The organism is Rhodococcus maanshanensis NBRC 100610 (assembly GCF_001894865.1).
GTDB lineage: Bacteria > Actinomycetota > Actinomycetes > Mycobacteriales > Mycobacteriaceae > Rhodococcus_G > Rhodococcus_G maanshanensis.
The window spans coordinates 160,932-178,844 of record NZ_BCXA01000012.1; the positions used below are offsets into that span (position 1 = coordinate 160,932).

The window sequence follows — 17,913 nt, forward strand, 5'->3', positions numbered from 1 at the left end:
TGGCCACTAGAGTAGAGGTGCGGCTCGTGGATTCCGTGTAGGGATCTACCCCAAGAAGAACGTGAGGGAGAGCGATGTTCGAGAGGTTCACCGACCGCGCGCGGCGCGTTGTTGTCCTGGCCCAAGAAGAGGCCCGGATGCTCAACCACAACTACATCGGCACAGAGCACATCCTGCTCGGCCTCATCCACGAGGGTGAGGGCGTGGCGGCGAAGTCGCTGGAGTCGTTGGGTATCTCCCTTGAAGGCGTGCGCAGCCAGGTGGAAGAGATCATCGGCCAGGGTCAGCAGGCCCCGTCCGGTCACATCCCCTTCACCCCGCGCGCCAAGAAGGTGCTGGAGCTGAGCCTGCGCGAGGCGCTGCAGCTCGGCCACAACTACATCGGCACCGAGCACATCCTGCTCGGCCTCATCCGTGAGGGCGAGGGCGTGGCCGCCCAGGTGCTGGTCAAGCTGGGCGCGGACCTGAACAGGGTCCGTCAGCAGGTCATCCAGCTGCTGTCCGGCTACCAGGGCAAGGAGCCCTCCGAATCGGGCGGCACCCGCGGCGAGGCGGGCACCCCGTCGACGTCGCTGGTCCTCGACCAGTTCGGCAGGAACCTGACCCAGGCCGCCCTCGAGGGCAAGCTCGACCCGGTCATCGGCCGCTCGAAGGAGATCGAGCGGGTCATGCAGGTGCTCAGCCGCCGGACCAAGAACAACCCGGTCCTGATCGGCGAGCCCGGCGTCGGCAAGACCGCCGTCGTCGAGGGCCTGGCACAGGCCATCGTCAACGGCGAGGTCCCGGAGACGCTCAAGGACAAGCAGCTGTACACCCTCGACCTGGGTTCCCTGGTCGCGGGCAGCCGCTACCGCGGTGACTTCGAGGAGCGCCTGAAGAAGGTGCTCAAGGAGATCAACACCCGCGGCGACATCATCCTGTTCATCGACGAGCTGCACACGCTGGTCGGTGCGGGCGCGGCCGAGGGCGCCATCGACGCGGCCTCGATCCTCAAGCCCAAGCTGGCCCGCGGCGAGCTGCAGACCATCGGTGCGACCACCCTCGACGAGTACCGCAAGTACATCGAGAAGGACGCCGCCCTCGAGCGCCGGTTCCAGCCGGTCCAGGTCGGCGAGCCGACGGTCGAGCACACCATCGAGATCCTCAAGGGTCTGCGGGACCGTTACGAGGCGCATCACCGTGTCTCGATCACCGACGGCGCGCTGGTGGCTGCGGCCACCCTGGCCGACCGGTACATCAACGACCGCTTCCTGCCGGACAAGGCGATCGACCTGATCGACGAGGCAGGCGCCCGGATGCGCATCCGCCGGATGACCGCGCCGCCGGACCTGCGCGAGTTCGACGACAAGATCGCCGACGCGCGCCGGGAGAAGGAGTCCGCGATCGACGCGCAGGACTTCGAGAAGGCCGCGAACCTCCGCGACAAGGAGAAGCAGCTGGTCGCCCAGCGCTCCGAGCGGGAGAAGCAGTGGCGTTCCGGCGACCTGGACGTCATCGCGGAGGTCGACGACGAGCAGATCGCCGAGGTCCTTGGCAACTGGACCGGCATCCCGGTGTTCAAGCTCACCGAGGAGGAGACCACCCGTCTGCTCCGCATGGAGGACGAGCTGCACAAACGGATCATCGGCCAGGAGGACGCCGTCAAGGCGGTCTCCAAGGCGATCCGCCGCACCCGTGCCGGCCTGAAGGACCCGAAGCGCCCGTCCGGATCGTTCATCTTCGCCGGCCCCTCCGGTGTCGGTAAGACCGAGCTGTCCAAGGCGCTCGCGAACTTCCTGTTCGGCGACGACGACGCGCTCATCCAGATCGACATGGGCGAGTTCCACGACCGCTTCACCGCCTCGCGGCTGTTCGGTGCCCCTCCCGGGTACGTCGGCTACGAGGAGGGCGGCCAGCTCACCGAGAAGGTCCGGCGCAAGCCGTTCTCGGTGGTGCTGTTCGACGAGATCGAGAAGGCGCACCAGGAGATCTACAACACCCTCCTGCAGGTGCTCGAGGACGGCCGTCTCACCGACGGTCAGGGCCGCACGGTCGACTTCAAGAACACCGTGCTGATCTTCACCTCGAACCTGGGCACGTCGGACATCTCCAAGGCCGTCGGGCTGGGCTTCTCGTCCGGAACGGGCAGCGAGTCGAACTACGAGCGGATGAAGCTCAAGGTCAACGACGAGCTCAAGAAGCACTTCCGGCCCGAGTTCCTCAACCGCATCGACGACATCATCGTCTTCCACCAGCTGACCAAGGATCAGATCATCCAGATGGTGGACCTGATGATCGGCCGCGTCGAGAAGCAGCTGAAGAACAAGGACATGGACATCGAGCTGACCGAGCAGGCGAAGTCGCTGCTCGCCAAGCGCGGGTTCGATCCCGTCCTGGGTGCGCGGCCGCTGCGTCGCACCATCCAGCGCGAGATCGAGGACCAGCTCTCGGAGAAGATCCTCTTCAACGAGCTCGGTGCAGGCCAGATCGTGCTGGTCGACGTCGAGGGCTGGGACGGCGAGAGCTCCGGCGAGGACGCGAAGTTCACGTTCACCGGTAGCCCGAAGCCGGTCAAGGTGCCCGATTCGCCTGCGGAGGCGCTGGCGGGTGCAGGCGAGGCCCCCGTCGAGGGCGGTTCCGCCGACTAGGTTCACATACGACAAACGCCCCGCGAGCGAGAGCTCGCGGGGCGTTTTCGTGTCTCGTCCGGAGAGCACCGGAGGCGGCGAGGTCACATCACGCGACGGCGGTCCCCTCGAGCTCGACCATCAGGTCGGGGATCGCCAGCCGCGTCACCCCGAGCATCGTGGTGGTCGGTGCCACCCCGGCGGCCCCCAACCGCGACGCCAGCAGCCCGTAGTGCTGGAAGAGCAGATCGACGTCCGTGGTGTAGACGTTGAGCCGGACGAGGTTCGCGAGGGACATGCCTGCCTCGCTGAGGACGGCCTCCAGGTTGTCGATGCTCAGCGCCAACTGCGGGGCCATGTCGCCTGCATGCTGGGGCCTGCCCTCGCCGCTCATCGCGGTCTGCCCGGAGCAGTACAGGGTCCTGGTGTGCCCGGAGACGATCTCGCCTTGGTTGTAACCCAGCTCCGCCGACCACGTCCACGGGTTGACCGCTGCCCGTTTCATTGCCCCATCGGCTCCGGTCGATTCATCGAGAGTGCGTACGTCCATCGGCTCGGTGGCCATCTTCTCTGTCATGCCGGCAAGCCTCGCAGCCAATACACGACACCTTGTGTCATGTATTGCTGCCATAATTTTCGTCATGCGAGCTGACCGGTTGGTCTCGCTGGTGCTGCTGCTGCGCCAGCACGGTCGGCTGTCCGCGGCCACGCTGGCTCGCGAGCTGGAGGTGTCCACCCGGACGGTGCTGCGCGACATCGAGGCGCTGTCCGCGGCAGGCGTCCCGGTCTACGCCGAGCGCGGCAGGCACGGCGGCTTCGCGATGTTGCCCGGTCTCCGTAGCGAGCTCACCGGACTGAACCACGACGAAGCGCTCGCCCTGCTGGTCGCCGGATCACGGCGCGGCGCACAGGCATTCGGCCTCGGTTCGGCGCTAGCCTCGGCCATGCTCAAGGTGGTCGACGCGCTACCGGAGAACTACCGGGACACCGCGACCGGCGCGGCCCAGCGCTTGCTCATCGATCCAGAGGCCGACCTCCTCTCGCGCCGGCTGGTCGCCGAGGAGGTGCCGGACGGCATCGTGGCCGAGGTCCGCCGCGCGGTGCTCGCCGGACACAAGCTGCGCATCCACTACGCGGCCGAGGGGCAGACACCACAGTGGCGCACGGTGGATCCGATCGGTCTGGTCACCGCACGCGACCAGGGCTACCTGCTGGCCACGAGATCGGGCGCGGATCGCACCTACCGGCTGTCCCGGGTCCTGGCCGCCGTGGAGCTGCCCGAGCCCGCACAGCGACCGGACCGGGTCGATCTGGACCGGGCCTGGCAGGAACGCGCCGTGCAGTTCCGGACCGGCGGCGAACAGGTCGCCGTGCTGGCACGGGTGGACCCGACTCGGCGGAAGGACCTGGTTGACACCGCGTTGGCCGTCCTCGCCGAGGAACCCGACGCAGACGGCTGGCTGCGCATGGAGGTGACCTTCCAAGACTCGAGGCACGCCGAATGGGCGCTGTGGCAACTCGCCACGCATGCGGAAGCCCTTGCACCGCAGTGGTTGCGCACCTCATTGCGCACCCGCGCCGCCGCGACCGTCACCCGCTACGGCGCCGACCTCGACATGATCGATGCCCGTCCGGCGCCGGAATCCGGTTGACCCCGAGTGCCGTTCGGGGCGGACACCCCACTCGAGTGCCCGCCCCTGTTCGAGCTCAGGAGAGCGGGGTGATCGGGAACGGCAGATCCGAGGACCCGGCGCCGTCGTCGACCTTGACCTCGACCAGTACGGTCTCGATGCCGCTGCCGGCGACGTCCTGGCCCGCGGCGTAGGCGCGGGTGCCGTCGAAGCCGAAGTCGTTGTCGGAGATCAGGATCAGTCGGTTTCCGCGCAGTGCGGCGCCCTCGATCTTGCCGGGCACGCCCGCGACGCCCGCGAGGTTTGCGAACAGCGTCTTGTCGGCGCTGGTGATCAGCGCGCGGGCCGGGTCCAGGTCGACGGCGTGGAAGCGGGCCTCGGTGTCGGTGCGCTCCTCGACGAGGACCCGGTTCTGCGACAGCGGGATCAGCGCCGAGATCTTCAGGTCGCGCCCCCTGGTGCCTGCCGCAAAGGTGGACGGGTCGTCGAATTGGTACCCGAACTCGTGCACGGTGGTGCGGGTCGCGGTGTCGAAGGTGAGCAGCTCCGTGACGGTGCGGTCCTTGTCGCCGCTGACCACGACCGAACTCTGCAGCGCGACGGCGACGGTGTGGCCGTCCGGCAGTAGGGCGATGTCCTCGAAGCCGCGGTTGACCTTCCTGTCGGCCAGGCCGGCGGGGAGGCTGCCGGTCACCGGGTACGCGACCCCGGCCGCGGTGTAGTCGTCCTCGAGTCCCGCGGGCACGTGCCGGGCGACGACGTGGCCCGTGGCGTCGGCCTCGACGATCGAGGGGCCGTACTCGTCGACCAGCCAGAAGTGGCCGTCCGGGGTGCGGACCACGCCTTCGGTGTCGAGTCCGTTGGGGTTCAACGGGAGCAGCGTCGCGGCATCGGCGGCGTACGGCTTCTCGTCGCGGGGGAGGTTCGAGAGGCCGGTGACGGGCGCGCCTGCCGGGGTGGTCAGCGGCAGCGTCTCGAGCACGGCGATCCGGTCGCCCTGGACCCGGATCCTGACCAGCGCGGGGGTGAACTCGGGGACGACGAAGGTGCGTCGGTCCGCGCCGTCCACCTTCACCTCGCCGTTGGGTCCGCGATCGGTCACGGTCCAGTACTCGCCGCCGCCGATCGGGAAGATGCCGCTGCCGATGCCGCCGAGGTTGACGCCCCGGTCGTCGGTGATCTGCCGCGCCACGTCGGAGAGCGGGGTGGCGGGCAGCGTCGCGGACGACTTCACGATCGGGGCCGCGGGCGGCGCGGCCGAGGCGGGAGCGGCCGCGACGGCGGCGAGGACCGCGGCGGCCGCCGCGGTCAACATTGTTGTGTGAGTGCGCATGAGGGCTGAACCTAGGGGCGCCGGGTGACCATCAGCCGTCGTCAGGGCGAACATCGGGGTGCGGTGCCGGACCGGTCAGGAGGTGCTGGATGACGGGACCCGCCCACCGCGTGATCTCGGCGTGGCTGGCCTCGGCGATGCCGGGGGTGGCGAGCACGTAGCGGGCGGTTGCCAGGCCGATGATGAACGACCCGAGCATGCCGATCCGCCGGGCAGGTTCGTCGGGAGTGACGACCGACAGCGCTGGTGCCACCTGGGTGACGAAGACCGCTCTCATCGTGGCCGCGGCGCTCTCGCTGGTCATCGCCGAGCGCAGCAGAGCGAGGAAGGTGCTCTGCCCCTCCCATACGGCGAAGAAGCGGGGCAGCAGGACCTCGGCCAGCCCGTCTGGTCGGATGCCGCGCAGGTCCGGGAAATCGAGAGTGACATGGGCCGCGGCCGCGAACAGGTCTTTCTTGCTGCCGAAGTAGCGAATCACCAGCGCGGGATCGATTCCCACGTCGGCCGCGACGGCCCGCAGGGTGGTGCGTTCGAAGCCGTCCGCGGCGAAGCGTGCCCTGGCCGCGGCGAGGATGTCCGCGCGGGTCTGTTCGGCGTTCCTGGTGCGGGCTGGTCCGGTGTCACCGATGCGCGTGCCGCTCATGCCCCCGAACCTATCCCGCACGATCCGCTATGTCACCGACCGTGGACTTACCGGCCGGGGCGGCGTAGCGTTTATGTCAACACTCGGTGACATAGCGGGAGTGTGAGTCATGGAAAACGTCGATGTGGTCGTGGTGGGCGGTGGCCCGACCGGTCTGACCATCGCGGGCGATCTGTCCCGCGCCGGCCGCGAGGTCGCCGTTCTGGAGCGCTGGCCGCAGATCAATCCGTCCAGCCGGGCCTTCGCGACGATGGCCCGCACGCTCGAGGTGCTCGACAGCCGCGACCTGGCGGACGGTCTGCTCGCCATGGGCACCACGATTGCCGAGGTGCACCTGTTCGGCGGCGCGACACTCGACCTGACGCGGCTGCCGTCGCGATACCGGTATGCCCTGATCACTCCGCAGACCAACGTGGACGGTGCGCTCCTGCGGTACGCCAGTGAGCAGGGTGCCACCATCCACCGGGGTACCGAAGTCGTTGGTCTGGAGCAGGACTCCGATGGTGTCACCGTCACCACCCAACCCAAGGGCGGCGGCGCCACCCGAGCCTGGCGGGCCCGCTACGTCGTCGGCGCCGACGGCGCCCACAGCACGGTCCGCGAGTTGCTCGGTGTCCCGTTCCCCGGCAAGACGGTCCTCGAGTCCGTCGTCCTCGCGGATGTCCGTCTCACGAACGGCCCAGCGGGCCGCGGGCCCCTTCTCGGCAGCACCGCCGACGAATTCGCGTTCCTGGTGCCGTACGGCGACGACGGCTGGTATCGGTCCGTGACGTGGGACCGCGACCATCGCCTCCCGGACAGCGTCGGGGTGGAGCCCGGCGAGGTCGAGGAGGTCCTCGACCGGACTCTCGGCCGTGCGGTCGGGCTCGGCGAGATCAGCTGGCGGTCTCGGTTCCACTGTGACGAGCGGCAGGTCGAGAACTATCGACACGGACGCGTGTTCCTCGCAGGCGACGCCGCCCACGTCCATTCGCCGATGGGCGGCCAGGGCATGAACACCGGCATCCAGGACGGCGCCAACCTGGCCTGGAAGCTCGACCTCGCGCTCGGTGGCGCCGACGACGCGATCCTCGGCACCTACCAGGCCGAGCGACACCCGATCGGCCGCCTCGTGCTGTTCCAGAGCGGCGCATTGATGCGGGCCGTGACCCTGAAGCCGGTCCTGGCGCGGTGGGCCCGCGACTTCCTTGCGCCGAAGATCCTTGCGATCCGGCCGATCTCGAACCCGATCGCAGGCGCCTTCTCCGGCGTCACCCTGCGCTATCGCCACGGTCGCGGGCAGCACTCCCTCGTCGGCACCCGCGCCACCGAGGTGCCGCTACGGCGGGGGCGACTGACCGAGGTACAACGCTCCCCGGGATTCGTGCTCGTCCGTCGGCGCGGCGCGGCCCGCCGCGACACCGACGTTCTCCAAGTCGAACGAACCGACGCCGGCCCCGATCTGCTGGTGCGTCCCGACGGATACATCGCCTGGGTCGGGACCACGGCAGGCGACGACGGGTGGCGCACGGCGCTGCGTTCGTGGACGGGTGTAGCGGCATAGCTCGTGTCAGGAGTGGTCATCCACGCCCGGGCGTCTGGGGCGAGAGCTCCACCGGATCACCGCCAACGGTGGCCCCGCGTCGCGCGAGTGCGATGGCGAAGGCCGCGGTGCCGACCAGCACGAACAGGCCGGTGTCCCCGGCGAGGTACTCGTTGACGACGACGGGACGGTCGGTGGTGATCGCGTAGGTGGCGAGAACGGCGAACGAGGCGTTGTGCGCGAAGTGCGCGAGGACGGCCGGCCACACACTGCCGGAGCGAATGCGCAGGTACCCGAACAGGAATGAGAACGCGACCACGGTGCTGCCGAACAGGATCAGCACGAGGGCGCGTTGTCCTTCGGCGTGGTAGTTGGGCGTCAGCAGGATGTACGGCAGGTGCCAGCAGATCCACACGACGCCGACCACGAACATGGCCCACCGCTCGCCGAGGAACTCCAGACGCGGCTGCAGGTATCCCCGCCAGCCGATCTCCTCGGCGAACGCGAGGATCGGCCCGGTGATGCAGAGGAGGAGCGAGGACCGCAGCCAGTCACCCGAAGGGGCGGTGAGACTTCCGGCGCCCGCCAGCACGACGCCGACGATCGCGAGTGCCGACACCCCCGCGGTCGCCAGGAGCGTGTAGGGCCAGTACCGCAGGCCGAGGCGGGTCATGCCCAGCGGGCGCCACCCGGCGCGACGGTAGCCCTCGCGGGTGACGACCAGCATCATGACCAGCACCGTCAGCAGTGGCGAGACCGCGAGCAGCAGACCCTCGGCGATGTTCGCGGTGCCGAGCGCGACCGCCAGGACGAGGGCGATGTAGACGATCGACGCGGTGCGATCGGGCAGGCGGGGGAACACGCGGGGAGCTCCTTTCGAGGGACCAACCCGCCCAGCCTCACGCAGGCACCATGCCAGGAGCATCCACCCCGCAGCTGATCTCGTTCCGGCCGATCTCCTACCGTGGGACTACTACGGTCGATCATCGTCCGGGGCAGTCGAACTCGTGATGACGACGATGTGGGCGGCCCGCCGCGTCCGGTCCGCCCCGAACAGCGCCGCCTCCTGCCGGGCCCAGCGGGCCCAGTGCGGCCGGAACATGTCGCCGTCGCGCAGCAGCGCGCGCCGCATCCGTTCGCCCGGGTCGGCGTCGACCCACACCCGCACGGCGTAGTACCCGCGGGCCCGCCCGCTGGTCGCGCCCGCGCCCTCGACGATCAGGTATCGGTGGCGGCGGACCGCGCGCCACTCCGCGTATCCGCCCAGATGCCAGTCGTAGCGCCGATAGCGCGGGACCCGGCCGTGCTCGGCGGGGGAGAGGACCCACCGGACGAGCCGGGGAACGGCCGCGGCGAGGCCGTCCCAGCCCGGGTACAGGTCGTCCATCCGGACGACCGGCGCGTCGTCCAGTGCCGCGGCGACCCGCTCGGCCAAGGTGGACTTCCCGCCGCCCGCGGGACCGTCGATGCCGACCAGGGTCGGGCCGCGCCGCCGACGCCGCCTGCGATGGGCGGCTCGCGCCTGCGCCGCGATCCGGGTGACACCGCCGACCGGCGGCGGGATGGTCGGATCGTCATCGGTGGCCATGGACAGCACGCTATGCCGTCGGTGCGGTCAGTGATCTCCGAGCCGGTCGAGGGGGTTGAGGCGCAGCGGGATCCGCATCCCGCCGCGCCACAGCACCGCCATCGTCGAACGTGGCCTGACCCGGCTCTCGTGCCGGGCGAGCGCGCCGAACTCCGCGCCGAGCCCGTCGCGGGGGAGTGCCGCGATGACGGTGCGCAGAACCTCCGGCGGCAGGTCCCGAACCCGATACCCGGCGACGTCGAGGTGGGCGGCGTCGTGCAGCAGGGCGGCCTCGGGGCCGTGCCCGGTTGGCGTGCGCGGGTCCATGTGGCGCACGATCGCGGTGGCCACCGTCTCCGCCGATGCGGGGGCGCCGCGGGCAGCCACGAACCGCCTGGCCTCCTCGGCCCCCAGCAGTGCGAAGCAGCCGACATGCGCATCGGCGGGGGCGCCGAGCGCCGTGTCGTGCAGGACGCACGCGACGAACAGTGCCTCGGGGTCGGGTTCGAGCCCGTCCACCGCGCGAAATCGCATGGCCCACTGCCAGCACCGCAGGCTGTGCGCGAGGATGGCCGGGCTGAGCACCTCGCGGGCGTGCTCGAGGGCCTCCCTGGCCAGGGCGGAATCCGGCGGATCGAACAGCGGCGGTGCCGCCGGGCCGGACTTCGCCACGCCCGCCAATTGGCTTGGCAGCGCACGGGTCTGGATGGCCGCCGCCTGCAACACGACCCGGAGCCGATCGGCCCGGCCCAGTTCACCTCTGAGCATGTGCTGACTCCTTCAATCTGCGGTCGCCGTCCGCCCGCGCCATCTCGATGAGCGAATCCGCGCTGCCGCGGGTGACCGTGCGGCGATGCTCGAGGCTGAGCACGCCGTTGACGGTCGCCCAGGCCAGCAGCACGATCTCCTCGGTGCCAGGGACGGCGGGGCCGATCGCCGCCACCAGCTCGCGGGTGATCCCGATCAGCGTCGCGTCGATGCGCGCTCGGGCCTGTGCCACGACCTCGGAATCCCGGTCGTCGACGTCCGTCAGACCGAGGATCCGGAAGGCCAGCGGTCGGGAGCGGTGGAACGACACGTACGCATCGAAGGCCACCAGGAGACGGTCCTCGGCGGTGGTGCCGGTCAGCGCCTCTCGCATGCCCTGCGCGTGCTCGGTCGCCGTGCGGCAGGCGAGCGCGGCGTACACGTCGGCCTTGCCGCCGGGGAAGTTCGCGTAGATGGAGCTGAGTGCGACATCGGCCTGGTTCGCCAGGGCGTCGACGCTCGTCGCACGGTAGCCGTCCCGGGTGAACAGCAGATCAGCGGCGTCGAGGACCGCCGTGTGCGTGCGGCGGCGCCTGCGGTCCGCGGGCGGGTCTAGGCTCATGACAGAAACCGTAGTACAGTTCCGAAAACGTAGTCAAACTCTGATTTAGGGGTGAGGTCATGTCCGAGGCAACAATCCAGGCACCCACCACGGGGTCGGAGGCGATGCGGCTGTTCCTCCCGCACTCGCCCTTCGTGCAGCACCTCGGTATCGAGCTCGTCGACATCGGCGACGATCACGCACGCCTGCGCATGCCCTTCCGCGACAACCTGGTCACCGTCGGCGAGATGGTCCACGGCGGCGCGCTCGCCGCGTGCATCGACATCGGCATCATGGCAGCGGCGTGGGCAGGACCGAGGGTCCCCGAAAAGCTGCGGGGCGTCACGGTTTCCATGTCCGTCGAGTTCCTCGAGCCTGCGTTCGCGGAGGACGTCGACATCATCGGAACGCGCGTACGGAGGGCCGTCGCCTGAGCAGCTGCACCGTGGACATCGTGACCACCGGCGGGGGCACGCTGGTGGCCAAGGGCATGGGCACGTATCAGGTCGGCTGATCGGCCTGCGGGGGACTCACTCGCGCTCGAAGCGCTCCCGCACCGCCTTCATCTTCGCCCGGAGTTCCACCTCGTCGATGACACCCAGGTCGATCAGCGCGTGCGCGGTGACCACGGCCGAGCGGGCGCGGACCGGGAAGTCGAGGTAGATGGTCTCGCCGAGTTCGTCCTCGGCCTCGCGGCGCTCCAGGTTGTCCAACGCCCCCCGCCAGGACAGGCACTCGCACGTGGCCTGCATACTCGACTCCCACGGCGCCGGCTTCCCGTCCAGCTCGGCCAGGCTCGACTCGCGCCGCGATCCTGGCTCGAGCGTCTCGAACAGCACCCGGTATCCCTCGCTCATCACGCACCCACCTTCGACGGGGCATCGGAGGCGGTCCAGTCGACCTGGGGCAGCGCGACCCCGATCATGGTGTCGCGGGTGACGATGGCGGCGAGCTGTTCCTCGGTCCAGCCCTCGGTGCCCTCGGGCCGCATCGGCATCACCATGAACCGCGACTTCTGGTTGGAGTCGTGCACCCGCACCTCGACCTCGGGCGGCATGTGTAACCCGAACTCCGCGAGCACCTCTCGCGGCCAGCGGACCAGGCGCCTGCGGTAGTTGGGGGTGCGGTACCAGTCCGGCGACATGCCGAGCACCGGCCGCGGGTAGCAGGAACACAGGGTGCAGACGATCACGTTGTGCACCGTCGGGGTGTTCTCCAGGACGTAGAAGTACGTGTAGTCGCTCGGGGTTCCCGACCCGGTCGGATCCCGCCAGTCGATACCGACCTCCTTGCAGGTCTCGGTGCCGTCGGCGAGCAGTCGCGCCTTGAACTCGGGGTCCGTCCACGCCTTGGCCACCAGCCGCGATCCGCCTGCGGGGCCGACGGACTCGGCCCACTCCGAGAAGCGGCGGTGATCCTCCGCCGAGAACAGGCCTTTCTCGATGGCCAGTTCCCGGACGGCCGTCTCGAGGACCTCGAACTCGCTGATCTCACCGGATTCCTGGATCGGTGCGTGGTGATCGTCGTGTGTCTGGCTCACTTCGGCTCCTCCTCGGCGGGTTCCAGCCACCGCTCCGAGCACTCGGTCTCGAGGGTGTCGGCGTCAAATCCGGTGTATTTGGGCCAGAGGTCGCGCTGCAGGAACCGCACGACGTAGAAGGGTTCCTTGCGACCGTCCTCGCGTCCCCACGCCTCGTCCTCGGGGATCACCCACTCCGGGCGGTGTTCGACCACGACGCCGGTCCGGCCGCGGGTGTACGCCTGGGTCCTGGTGTGGAACATCGAGGTCGCGTCCCTGACGGTCACCCGGTCCCCGATCTGGAACTTCGTCATGACGCCGCCCCCGTCCGTGCCCGCACCTCGTCCAGCTTGGCCGACAGTTCGTCCGGTGTGATCAGGCCCTTGTTGATCAGGGTCTTCGCGGCGACGGTGGCCCATCGGGCGTAGTAGGGGAGTCCGAAGTAGAGCGTCGCGCCGAGATCGTTCTCGGCCCGGCGTCGCTCCTCGGAATTCCACACGCCGCGCCAGCCCAGGCATTCACAGGTGACGTAGGTGCGCATCTCCCATGGCTCTTCGTCCTTCTCCTTGTACTCGATCGGCAGGTCGGGTTGGCCGCCGACGTCGTGGAGGACGTGCCGCAGTGCGGCGAACATCTCGTTGGAGATCTCGTAGGGCGAGTCCAACGGATTGCGGTAGACCGGTGCGATATCTGCGACGCGGGTCTGAAGCGCGTCGAAACTGTTCGGTGAACTCATCGAGATCTCCGTCGTTCGTCGAGCCTCGGCCGGTCCGTCAGGAACGGGGGCCGTGTTGTCCGAACCGGTGGCTCATGCTCGCCGGTTCGGTTAATGGCAGGGCAGGCCGAGCAGGTGCCTACCGTCGTGCATCAGTTCGTGCATGTACATGCCGGAGCGGGAGATCGCCCCCTGGTCGAATCCGACCAGGTAGAGCGTGAGCAACGCGAACAGGATCACGCCGATGGCGAGGACGATCGCGCCCATCGATTCCACTGTCCCGCTTGGCGAATGGACTACTGCCATGGTTCCTCCTGGTAACGGGACGTCCCGTGGTTCCAACGAAGGTCGGCGTGTTCTCGCGGTCGGGGAGCTGATCCCCGATCACAGTGTCGCGGCCCTCTGAGGCTACACCGCCTGCCGTGGCGATCTCGGGTTTCTTCCGGAATGACGACCGCGCCACGGCCCCGCAATTCGCACCGGTGAGCCGTAGATGGTGTGAACTGGGTGCGTGGCAATCGCATCCCCCGGAGACCAGCCCGCACGGCCGCGTCTCGTACTGCTCTCGTTGATCATCGTGGCCGCCGTCGCGAACCTGAACCTGGCGGTGGCAAACGTCGCGCTGCCGGACATCGGGAAGGCCTTCGACGCCAGCCAGACACAGCTCAACCTGATCGCGGTCGGCTACTCGGTCGGGCTCGCCGCGTCCGTGCTGTATCTCGGTGCCCTCGGCGATCGGTACGGGCGCAAGACGATGCTGGTCCTCGGCATGGCGCTCTCGGTGCCTGCCAGCCTGATCGCCGCGTTCGCGCCCAACTTCGAGGTGCTGTTCGCGGCCCGACTGTTCGGCGGCATCAGCGCTGGGTTGGCGTTCCCGACCACGTTGGCGCTGATCACCGCGCTGTGGTCCGGGGCGGCGCGTACCAAGGCGATCGCGCTGTGGTCGGCGATCGGTGGTGGCATCTCGGCGCTCGGGCCGCTTGCCTCCGGGGCGTTGTTGCAATGGTTCGAGTGGGGCTCGGTCTTCTTCATCACGCTGCCCCTCGCGCTGATCGCGCTCGGCCTCTCGGTCGTCTTCGTGCCCAGCCATGTGAACGAGTCGACGGATCCGGTCGACCACTTCGGCGGCATGGTGTCCGTGGTGCTGGTCGCCGCCCTCGTACTCGGCATCAACTTCGCGCCCGTCGACGGGATGGGCGCCACCGCGCTGGGTCTGTTGGCGATCGCACTCGCCGCAGGGGCCGTGTTCTTCTGGCGTCAACTGAGGGCTCCCGCACCGCTTTTCGATCTCCGTGTGGCCCGTCGCCGGATCTTCTGGGTGGCCGCGGTCGCGGGCATCGTGGTGTTCGGGACGCTGATGGGCACGATGTACATCGGCCAGCAGTTCATGCAGAACGTCCTGGGCTATTCCACGCTCGCGGCTGGTTCGGCGGGCCTGCCAGCCGCCGCGGTGATGGTCCTGGTGGCGCCGCAGTCCGCGAAGCTGGTCGAGTCCCACGGCGCCAGGTTCACCCTGTTGCTCGGGTACGTGGCGATCGTGGCGGGACTGCTGGTGGCGCTGCTGTTGTGGAAGGAGGACGCGCAGTACTGGAAGATCGCGCTCGGCTACATCTTCCTCGGCATCGGTGTCGGGCTCGCGGGCACGCCTGCGTCCCGGTCGCTGACCGGCTCGGTGCCGGTGTCCAGGGCCGGAATGGCCTCGGGCACGGCGGATCTGCAGCGTGACCTCGGTGGCGCCATCGTCCAGTCCGTGCTCGGCGCGCTGCTCACTGCCGGGTACACGGCCTCCTTCGCCGCGGCCATCGCCTCGTCGCCCCAGTCGGATCAGGTCAGCTCGGAGGTGGAGTCCGCCCTGGAGAAGTCCTTCGCCGGCGCCGCGGACATCGCCGAGCGGTACCCGCAGTACGCGGAGCCGATCATGAGCGCGGCGCGGTCGGCGTTCCTCGACGGCGACACCAAGGCCTACGCGGCGGCGATTCTCATCGTGCTGGTCGGCTCGGCGTTGGTCTTCTTCGCGTTCCCCAAGCGCGACGAGGAACGCGCCCTGCTGGCGCACTACCACGAGACCGACAACGCTGCGGAGCAGTCGAGCGGCGTGCGGTAGCGCCCGCGACCGGTGTGCCGAATTCGGGTGTTCCCCGGCGCGAACGCGGGAACACTGGTCCTGACCACACTCACGCTCGACGGAAGGAACACCCATGCCGACACGCACCTCCCGCACCGCCTGGAACGGCACCCTGCAGGACGGGTCCGGTCAGGTCGAACTCAGCAGTTCCGGTGCGGGCACCTTCGAGGTCTCGTTCCCCAAGCGTGCCGCCGAGGACGCGGGCGGGACCACGAGCCCCGAGGAGTTGATCGCCGCGGCGCACTCGTCCTGCTACGCGATGCAGCTCTCCGCGTTGATCGCGGAGGCGGGCGGCACCCCGCAGAGCCTGGAGATCACCGCGGACGTGACGCTGGGCCCCGACGACCCGGGATTCAAGCTGACCGGGATCGCGCTCACCGTCCACGGCGAGGTCGACGGGCTCGACGCGGACGGGTTCGCCGCGGCGGCGCAGGCCGCCAAGCAGACCTGCCCGGTGAGCAAGGCCCTGACCGGGGTCCCGATCACCCTCGATGCGGCGCTGGTCACCTAGAAACCAGGAACAGAAGCGCGATGGTGGACGTTTCAACCATCCGTGAGCCTCGAAACGAACAGCCAGCCCGTAACCGCCACCGAGCCCGCCGTGGTGATGGAGGTCTGGTCGGACATCGCCTGCCCGTGGTGCTACATCGGTAAGAGCCGCTTCGCGGCCGCCCTGGAGAAGTTCGAGCACCGTGATCGGGTGCGGGTGGTGTGGCGTTCCTACCAGCTGGCCCCCGAGACGCCGGTCGGTGCCAGGGCCAGCGAGCTCGAGGCGCTGGCTCGGCACAAGGGCCTGCCTGCCGATCAGATCAGGCAGATGTTCGCCCACGTCGCGTCCACCGCGGCGGCCGACGGACTGACGATGGACTTCGACACCGTGATCGCCGCGAACACCTTCGACGCCCACCGGCTGGTCCACCTCGCGGGGGACCGGGGCCAGGACGTGATGGAGGCGCTGTTCCGCGCCCACTTCACCGATGGCCGGGTGGTCGACGACCGCGACGAACTGGTCGCGATCGCCGCCGAGACCGGGCTCGACGCGACCGCGATCCGCGCCGCACTCGAGACCGACGCCGCGGCCGATCAGGTGCGCGAGGACATCGAGGAGGCGCGCCTGCTCGGCGTCACCGGCGTGCCGTTCTTCGCGGCCAATCGGGCGATCGGCGTCTCGGGTGCGCAGCCCGTCGAGGTGTTCACCCAGCTGCTCGAGGAGGCCTACGCGCAGTCGGGGGCGATCGTCACCCTCGGCGACGACGCCGGGAGCTGTGCCGACGACTCCTGCGCCGTCTAGCGGCGCGCGAAGTACCGCCGGGCGTCCGCACCCAACAACAGGTACAGCCCGGCGACCACCGCGATCACGTGGACGGTCCGCGCCAGACCGATGAGGGTCGACGCGACCGTGAGGTCCGCGAGATCGAATCCGTTCGCCGACAACAGCCAGGCCGCCGGTTCGATCACCAGCGACCCGATCCCCACCGTCCCGAGGCCTATCAGCAGGGTCAGCCGGGCGGGGTTCGAGCCGCGCCGCATCGCGACGGCGAGCGCGTACACCGCGCCGTAGATCGCCAGCCGGACCGCGCCCTGGGCCGCCGCCGCGGACGGACTCGCGGCGCCCTCCTCCAGTGCGCGAGCCGCCTGGAGGATCGCCTCGACGATGCCGGCGAGCAGTGCGACGCAGAGCAGGGTGAAGGAGAGCTCCACCTGACGTGGCGGGCGGGTGCGGATCTCGGTGGTGGTCATGGTTTCCGAGCGTGCCGCCCCGATGCGGCGCATGGCATCACCCTGTGGCGTGAATCCTCGCTCACCCCACGGTATCGGTCGGCGCTGCGGCACAACGAGAGAAGCGGTGGAGCCCGATGCAATGCACCGGCCTCCACCGCTTCGCTCGAGTGGTGACCGTCAGCGGGCGGTCAACGCCTCCGACCGGGAGCTCGCCTTCGCGGCGCGCTCGGTGAGGAACGCGAACCCGAGGCCGAGCGCCAGCCACAGCGTGGCCTGGATCGCCAGCGACGAGATGCGGAACTCCCACAGCAGCGTCGCGGGGAAGTCGTCGCCGACCTCGTTGATGCCGGGCAGCACGACGTAGCCGATCGCGACGATCGCCAGGAACGCCAACGCCGGAGCCGCGACCTGCACCGACAGGTACCCGGTCGCGGCGACGAGGCGCGCGACGTACGCCGCGACCGCGACCGCGAACAAGCCGAGCACCACCGACGCCAGCCACAGCCAGGTGCGCTGGTTGATGGTGTCCGGGTCACCGACCGCGGGCGGGTTCGCCGGGTACTTGAAGAACGGCACCGCCTCGATCGCCAGCCAACCCAGACCTGCCAGCGCCAGGGCCAGCACCGGACCCGACAGTGCCGTCACCCGGCGTGCGTAGTGGGCGACAGCTGCGAAGATCGCGCCGAGGGCCAGACCCGCGAGGGTCGTCGCGAGGAACAGGCCGAACCGCTGACCGTCGCGGCTGACGAGTGCATCGTCGCCGTGCGAGTGGCCTTCCTCTGCCGCGCCGCCCGCGTCGTGCGGGTGCTCGTCCGTCGTGGCGGCGTCGTGGCTGTGCTCCTCCGCCGGTGCGGAGGCCGCCTCCTCGATCGCGATGGCCGCGTTGATGTGCGGCTCGCCGATCACGAACGCGACGGCACCGGCGAGCAGTCCGGCGACGAGGCCGGCCAGCAGGCCGCGGATGAGGAGGTTCTTGAAGGTTCCTGTCAGTGGCACGGCAGGCCCAGCAGGTGCCGACCGTCATGCATCAGTTCGTGCATGTACATACCGGTGCGCGAGACCGCACCCTGGTCGAAGCCGACCAGGTAGAGGGTCAGCATCGCGAGCAGGACAACGCCCGCGATGATCATCGCGATGCCGACAGAATCGGTCGCCGTGCTGGGATTGTGTACGAGTGCCATG

Annotated in this window: 21 protein-coding genes and 1 pseudogene; 7 read left to right on the forward strand and 15 right to left on the reverse strand. The window is 69.4% G+C overall.

What is annotated here, in order from left to right; all coding sequences use genetic code 11:
* The first annotated feature begins 74 nt into the window (after positions 1-74).
* Entirely contained in the window at positions 75-2,627 is a 2,553-nt protein-coding gene (locus tag RM1_RS06725; RefSeq protein ID WP_072750546.1) for an ATP-dependent Clp protease ATP-binding subunit, read from the forward strand.
* Positions 2,628-2,715: 88 nt separating this feature from the next.
* Here the strand turns inward: RM1_RS06725 and RM1_RS06730 are convergent, their stop codons facing one another.
* A complete protein-coding gene (locus RM1_RS06730; protein ID WP_072750547.1) occupies positions 2,716-3,111 on the reverse strand; it encodes a Rid family hydrolase in 396 nt (131 codons plus the stop codon).
* 136 nt (positions 3,112-3,247) lie between these two features.
* Here RM1_RS06730 and RM1_RS06735 point away from each other — a divergent pair, with 136 nt between their 5' ends.
* Complete coding sequence (locus RM1_RS06735) at positions 3,248-4,258, forward strand: helix-turn-helix transcriptional regulator (protein ID WP_072750548.1); 1,011 nt, start codon at positions 3,248-3,250, stop codon at positions 4,256-4,258.
* A 55-nt stretch (positions 4,259-4,313) separates the two neighbouring features.
* Here the strand turns inward: RM1_RS06735 and RM1_RS06740 are convergent, their stop codons facing one another.
* Together RM1_RS06740 and RM1_RS06745 are read right to left on the reverse strand one after the other, a co-directional pair.
* Positions 4,314-5,570, reverse strand: coding sequence for an esterase-like activity of phytase family protein (locus RM1_RS06740; RefSeq protein WP_143069387.1), 1,257 nt, complete (start codon positions 5,568-5,570; stop codon positions 4,314-4,316).
* Positions 5,571-5,601: 31 nt separating this feature from the next.
* The gene (locus RM1_RS06745; RefSeq protein WP_072750550.1) at positions 5,602-6,213 is read right to left on the reverse strand and encodes a TetR/AcrR family transcriptional regulator; all 612 of its coding nucleotides are present in this window, start codon (positions 6,211-6,213) and stop codon (positions 5,602-5,604) included.
* Positions 6,214-6,322: 109 nt separating this feature from the next.
* On the opposite strand from RM1_RS06745, the gene RM1_RS06750 reads away from it, so the two are divergent.
* A complete protein-coding gene (locus RM1_RS06750; protein ID WP_072750551.1) occupies positions 6,323-7,756 on the forward strand; it encodes an FAD-dependent oxidoreductase in 1,434 nt (477 codons plus the stop codon).
* A 16-nt stretch (positions 7,757-7,772) separates the two neighbouring features.
* Here RM1_RS06750 and RM1_RS06755 read toward each other — a convergent pair whose 3' ends face one another.
* The 4 genes from RM1_RS06755 to RM1_RS06770 all read right to left on the reverse strand — a co-directional run bounded on the left by RM1_RS06755 (position 7,773) and on the right by RM1_RS06770 (position 10,671).
* Complete coding sequence (locus RM1_RS06755) at positions 7,773-8,597, reverse strand: CPBP family intramembrane glutamic endopeptidase (RefSeq protein WP_072750552.1); 825 nt, start codon at positions 8,595-8,597, stop codon at positions 7,773-7,775.
* Between the two features lie 111 nt (positions 8,598-8,708).
* Positions 8,709-9,323, reverse strand: coding sequence for a nucleoside/nucleotide kinase family protein (locus tag RM1_RS06760; protein WP_072750553.1), 615 nt, complete (start codon positions 9,321-9,323; stop codon positions 8,709-8,711).
* A gap of 27 nt (positions 9,324-9,350) precedes the next feature.
* Positions 9,351-10,070, reverse strand: a complete 720-nt coding sequence (locus tag RM1_RS06765; RefSeq protein ID WP_072750554.1) for an HD domain-containing protein — start codon at positions 10,068-10,070, stop codon at positions 9,351-9,353.
* Positions 10,057-10,671: a TetR/AcrR family transcriptional regulator gene (locus RM1_RS06770; protein WP_072750555.1), complete on the reverse strand. Its 615-nt coding sequence runs from the start codon at positions 10,669-10,671 to the stop codon at positions 10,057-10,059. Before RM1_RS06770 ends, RM1_RS06765 begins: the two co-directional genes overlap by 14 nt.
* 59 nt (positions 10,672-10,730) lie before the next feature.
* Between RM1_RS06770 and RM1_RS06775 the strand changes: the two are divergent.
* Positions 10,731-11,164: pseudogene (locus tag RM1_RS06775) on the forward strand (PaaI family thioesterase).
* 16 nt (positions 11,165-11,180) lie between these two features.
* Here RM1_RS06775 and RM1_RS06780 read toward each other — a convergent pair.
* The 5 genes from RM1_RS06780 to RM1_RS06800 all read right to left on the reverse strand — a co-directional run bounded on the left by RM1_RS06780 (position 11,181) and on the right by RM1_RS06800 (position 13,190).
* Positions 11,181-11,507 (reverse strand): ScnB, encoded by a 327-nt coding sequence (locus RM1_RS06780; RefSeq protein ID WP_072750556.1) that lies wholly within the window; start codon positions 11,505-11,507, stop codon positions 11,181-11,183.
* Positions 11,507-12,190 (reverse strand): thiocyanate hydrolase subunit gamma, encoded by a 684-nt coding sequence (gene scnC, locus RM1_RS06785; protein ID WP_072750557.1) that lies wholly within the window; start codon positions 12,188-12,190, stop codon positions 11,507-11,509. The genes RM1_RS06780 and scnC overlap by 1 nt, the downstream gene beginning before the upstream one ends.
* On the reverse strand, positions 12,187-12,483 hold the full coding sequence (locus RM1_RS27145; RefSeq protein ID WP_027500507.1) for an SH3-like domain-containing protein: 297 nt from the start codon (positions 12,481-12,483) through the stop codon (positions 12,187-12,189). The genes scnC and RM1_RS27145 overlap by 4 nt, the downstream gene beginning before the upstream one ends.
* Positions 12,480-12,905 carry an SH3-like domain-containing protein gene (locus RM1_RS27150; protein WP_072750558.1) on the reverse strand — a complete coding sequence of 142 codons (426 nt, stop codon included), beginning with the start codon at positions 12,903-12,905 and terminating at the stop codon, positions 12,480-12,482. Before RM1_RS27150 ends, RM1_RS27145 begins: the two co-directional genes overlap by 4 nt.
* A gap of 90 nt (positions 12,906-12,995) precedes the next feature.
* Positions 12,996-13,190 carry a CbtB domain-containing protein gene (locus tag RM1_RS06800; protein WP_072750559.1) on the reverse strand — a complete coding sequence of 65 codons (195 nt, stop codon included), beginning with the start codon at positions 13,188-13,190 and terminating at the stop codon, positions 12,996-12,998.
* Positions 13,191-13,395: 205 nt separating this feature from the next.
* Here RM1_RS06800 and RM1_RS06805 point away from each other — a divergent pair, with 205 nt between their 5' ends.
* The 3 genes from RM1_RS06805 to RM1_RS06815 all read left to right on the forward strand — a co-directional run bounded on the left by RM1_RS06805 (position 13,396) and on the right by RM1_RS06815 (position 16,300).
* Complete coding sequence (locus tag RM1_RS06805) at positions 13,396-14,988, forward strand: MFS transporter (RefSeq protein ID WP_072750560.1); 1,593 nt, start codon at positions 13,396-13,398, stop codon at positions 14,986-14,988.
* A gap of 94 nt (positions 14,989-15,082) precedes the next feature.
* Positions 15,083-15,520, forward strand: a complete 438-nt coding sequence (locus RM1_RS06810) for an OsmC family peroxiredoxin (RefSeq protein WP_072750561.1) — start codon at positions 15,083-15,085, stop codon at positions 15,518-15,520.
* 96 nt (positions 15,521-15,616) lie between these two features.
* Positions 15,617-16,300 carry a DsbA family oxidoreductase gene (locus tag RM1_RS06815; RefSeq protein ID WP_083576572.1) on the forward strand — a complete coding sequence of 228 codons (684 nt, stop codon included), beginning with the start codon at positions 15,617-15,619 and terminating at the stop codon, positions 16,298-16,300.
* Here the strand turns inward: RM1_RS06815 and RM1_RS06820 are convergent.
* From RM1_RS06820 to RM1_RS06830, 3 genes are all read right to left on the reverse strand, one after another.
* A complete protein-coding gene (locus RM1_RS06820; protein ID WP_072750614.1) occupies positions 16,297-16,749 on the reverse strand; it encodes a hypothetical protein in 453 nt (150 codons plus the stop codon). The two genes, RM1_RS06815 and RM1_RS06820, sit on opposite strands and share 4 nt — an antisense overlap.
* Before the next feature lie 159 nt (positions 16,750-16,908).
* Positions 16,909-17,727 (reverse strand): CbtA family protein, encoded by an 819-nt coding sequence (locus RM1_RS06825; RefSeq protein ID WP_072750563.1) that lies wholly within the window; start codon positions 17,725-17,727, stop codon positions 16,909-16,911.
* Complete coding sequence (locus RM1_RS06830) at positions 17,718-17,912, reverse strand: CbtB domain-containing protein (RefSeq protein ID WP_027500515.1); 195 nt, start codon at positions 17,910-17,912, stop codon at positions 17,718-17,720. Before RM1_RS06830 ends, RM1_RS06825 begins: the two co-directional genes overlap by 10 nt.
* Position 17,913: the final 1 nt, after the last annotated feature.

Bases quoted from the DNA above. Each gene is read 5' to 3' on its own strand.
- RM1_RS06725 (WP_072750546.1), top strand. From the start codon at position 75: ATGTTCGAGAGGTTCACCGACCGCGCGCGGCGCGTTGTTGTCCTGGCC.
- RM1_RS06730 (WP_072750547.1), bottom strand. From the start codon at position 3,111: ATGAAACGGGCAGCGGTCAACCCGTGGACGTGGTCGGCGGAGCTGGGT.
- RM1_RS06735 (WP_072750548.1), top strand. From the start codon at position 3,248: ATGCGAGCTGACCGGTTGGTCTCGCTGGTGCTGCTGCTGCGCCAGCAC.
- RM1_RS06740 (WP_143069387.1), bottom strand. From the start codon at position 5,570: ATGCGCACTCACACAACAATGTTGACCGCGGCGGCCGCCGCGGTCCTC.
- RM1_RS06745 (WP_072750550.1), bottom strand. From the start codon at position 6,213: ATGAGCGGCACGCGCATCGGTGACACCGGACCAGCCCGCACCAGGAAC.
- RM1_RS06750 (WP_072750551.1), top strand. From the start codon at position 6,323: ATGGAAAACGTCGATGTGGTCGTGGTGGGCGGTGGCCCGACCGGTCTG.
- RM1_RS06760 (WP_072750553.1), bottom strand. From the start codon at position 9,323: ATGGCCACCGATGACGATCCGACCATCCCGCCGCCGGTCGGCGGTGTC.
- RM1_RS06765 (WP_072750554.1), bottom strand. From the start codon at position 10,070: ATGCTCAGAGGTGAACTGGGCCGGGCCGATCGGCTCCGGGTCGTGTTG.
- RM1_RS06770 (WP_072750555.1), bottom strand. From the start codon at position 10,671: ATGAGCCTAGACCCGCCCGCGGACCGCAGGCGCCGCCGCACGCACACG.
- RM1_RS06780 (WP_072750556.1), bottom strand. From the start codon at position 11,507: ATGAGCGAGGGATACCGGGTGCTGTTCGAGACGCTCGAGCCAGGATCG.
- RM1_RS27145 (WP_027500507.1), bottom strand. From the start codon at position 12,483: ATGACGAAGTTCCAGATCGGGGACCGGGTGACCGTCAGGGACGCGACC.
- RM1_RS27150 (WP_072750558.1), bottom strand. From the start codon at position 12,905: ATGAGTTCACCGAACAGTTTCGACGCGCTTCAGACCCGCGTCGCAGAT.
- RM1_RS06800 (WP_072750559.1), bottom strand. From the start codon at position 13,190: ATGGCAGTAGTCCATTCGCCAAGCGGGACAGTGGAATCGATGGGCGCG.
- RM1_RS06810 (WP_072750561.1), top strand. From the start codon at position 15,083: ATGCCGACACGCACCTCCCGCACCGCCTGGAACGGCACCCTGCAGGAC.
- RM1_RS06815 (WP_083576572.1), top strand. From the start codon at position 15,617: ATGGAGGTCTGGTCGGACATCGCCTGCCCGTGGTGCTACATCGGTAAG.
- RM1_RS06820 (WP_072750614.1), bottom strand. From the start codon at position 16,749: ATGACCACCACCGAGATCCGCACCCGCCCGCCACGTCAGGTGGAGCTC.
- RM1_RS06830 (WP_027500515.1), bottom strand. From the start codon at position 17,912: ATGGCACTCGTACACAATCCCAGCACGGCGACCGATTCTGTCGGCATC.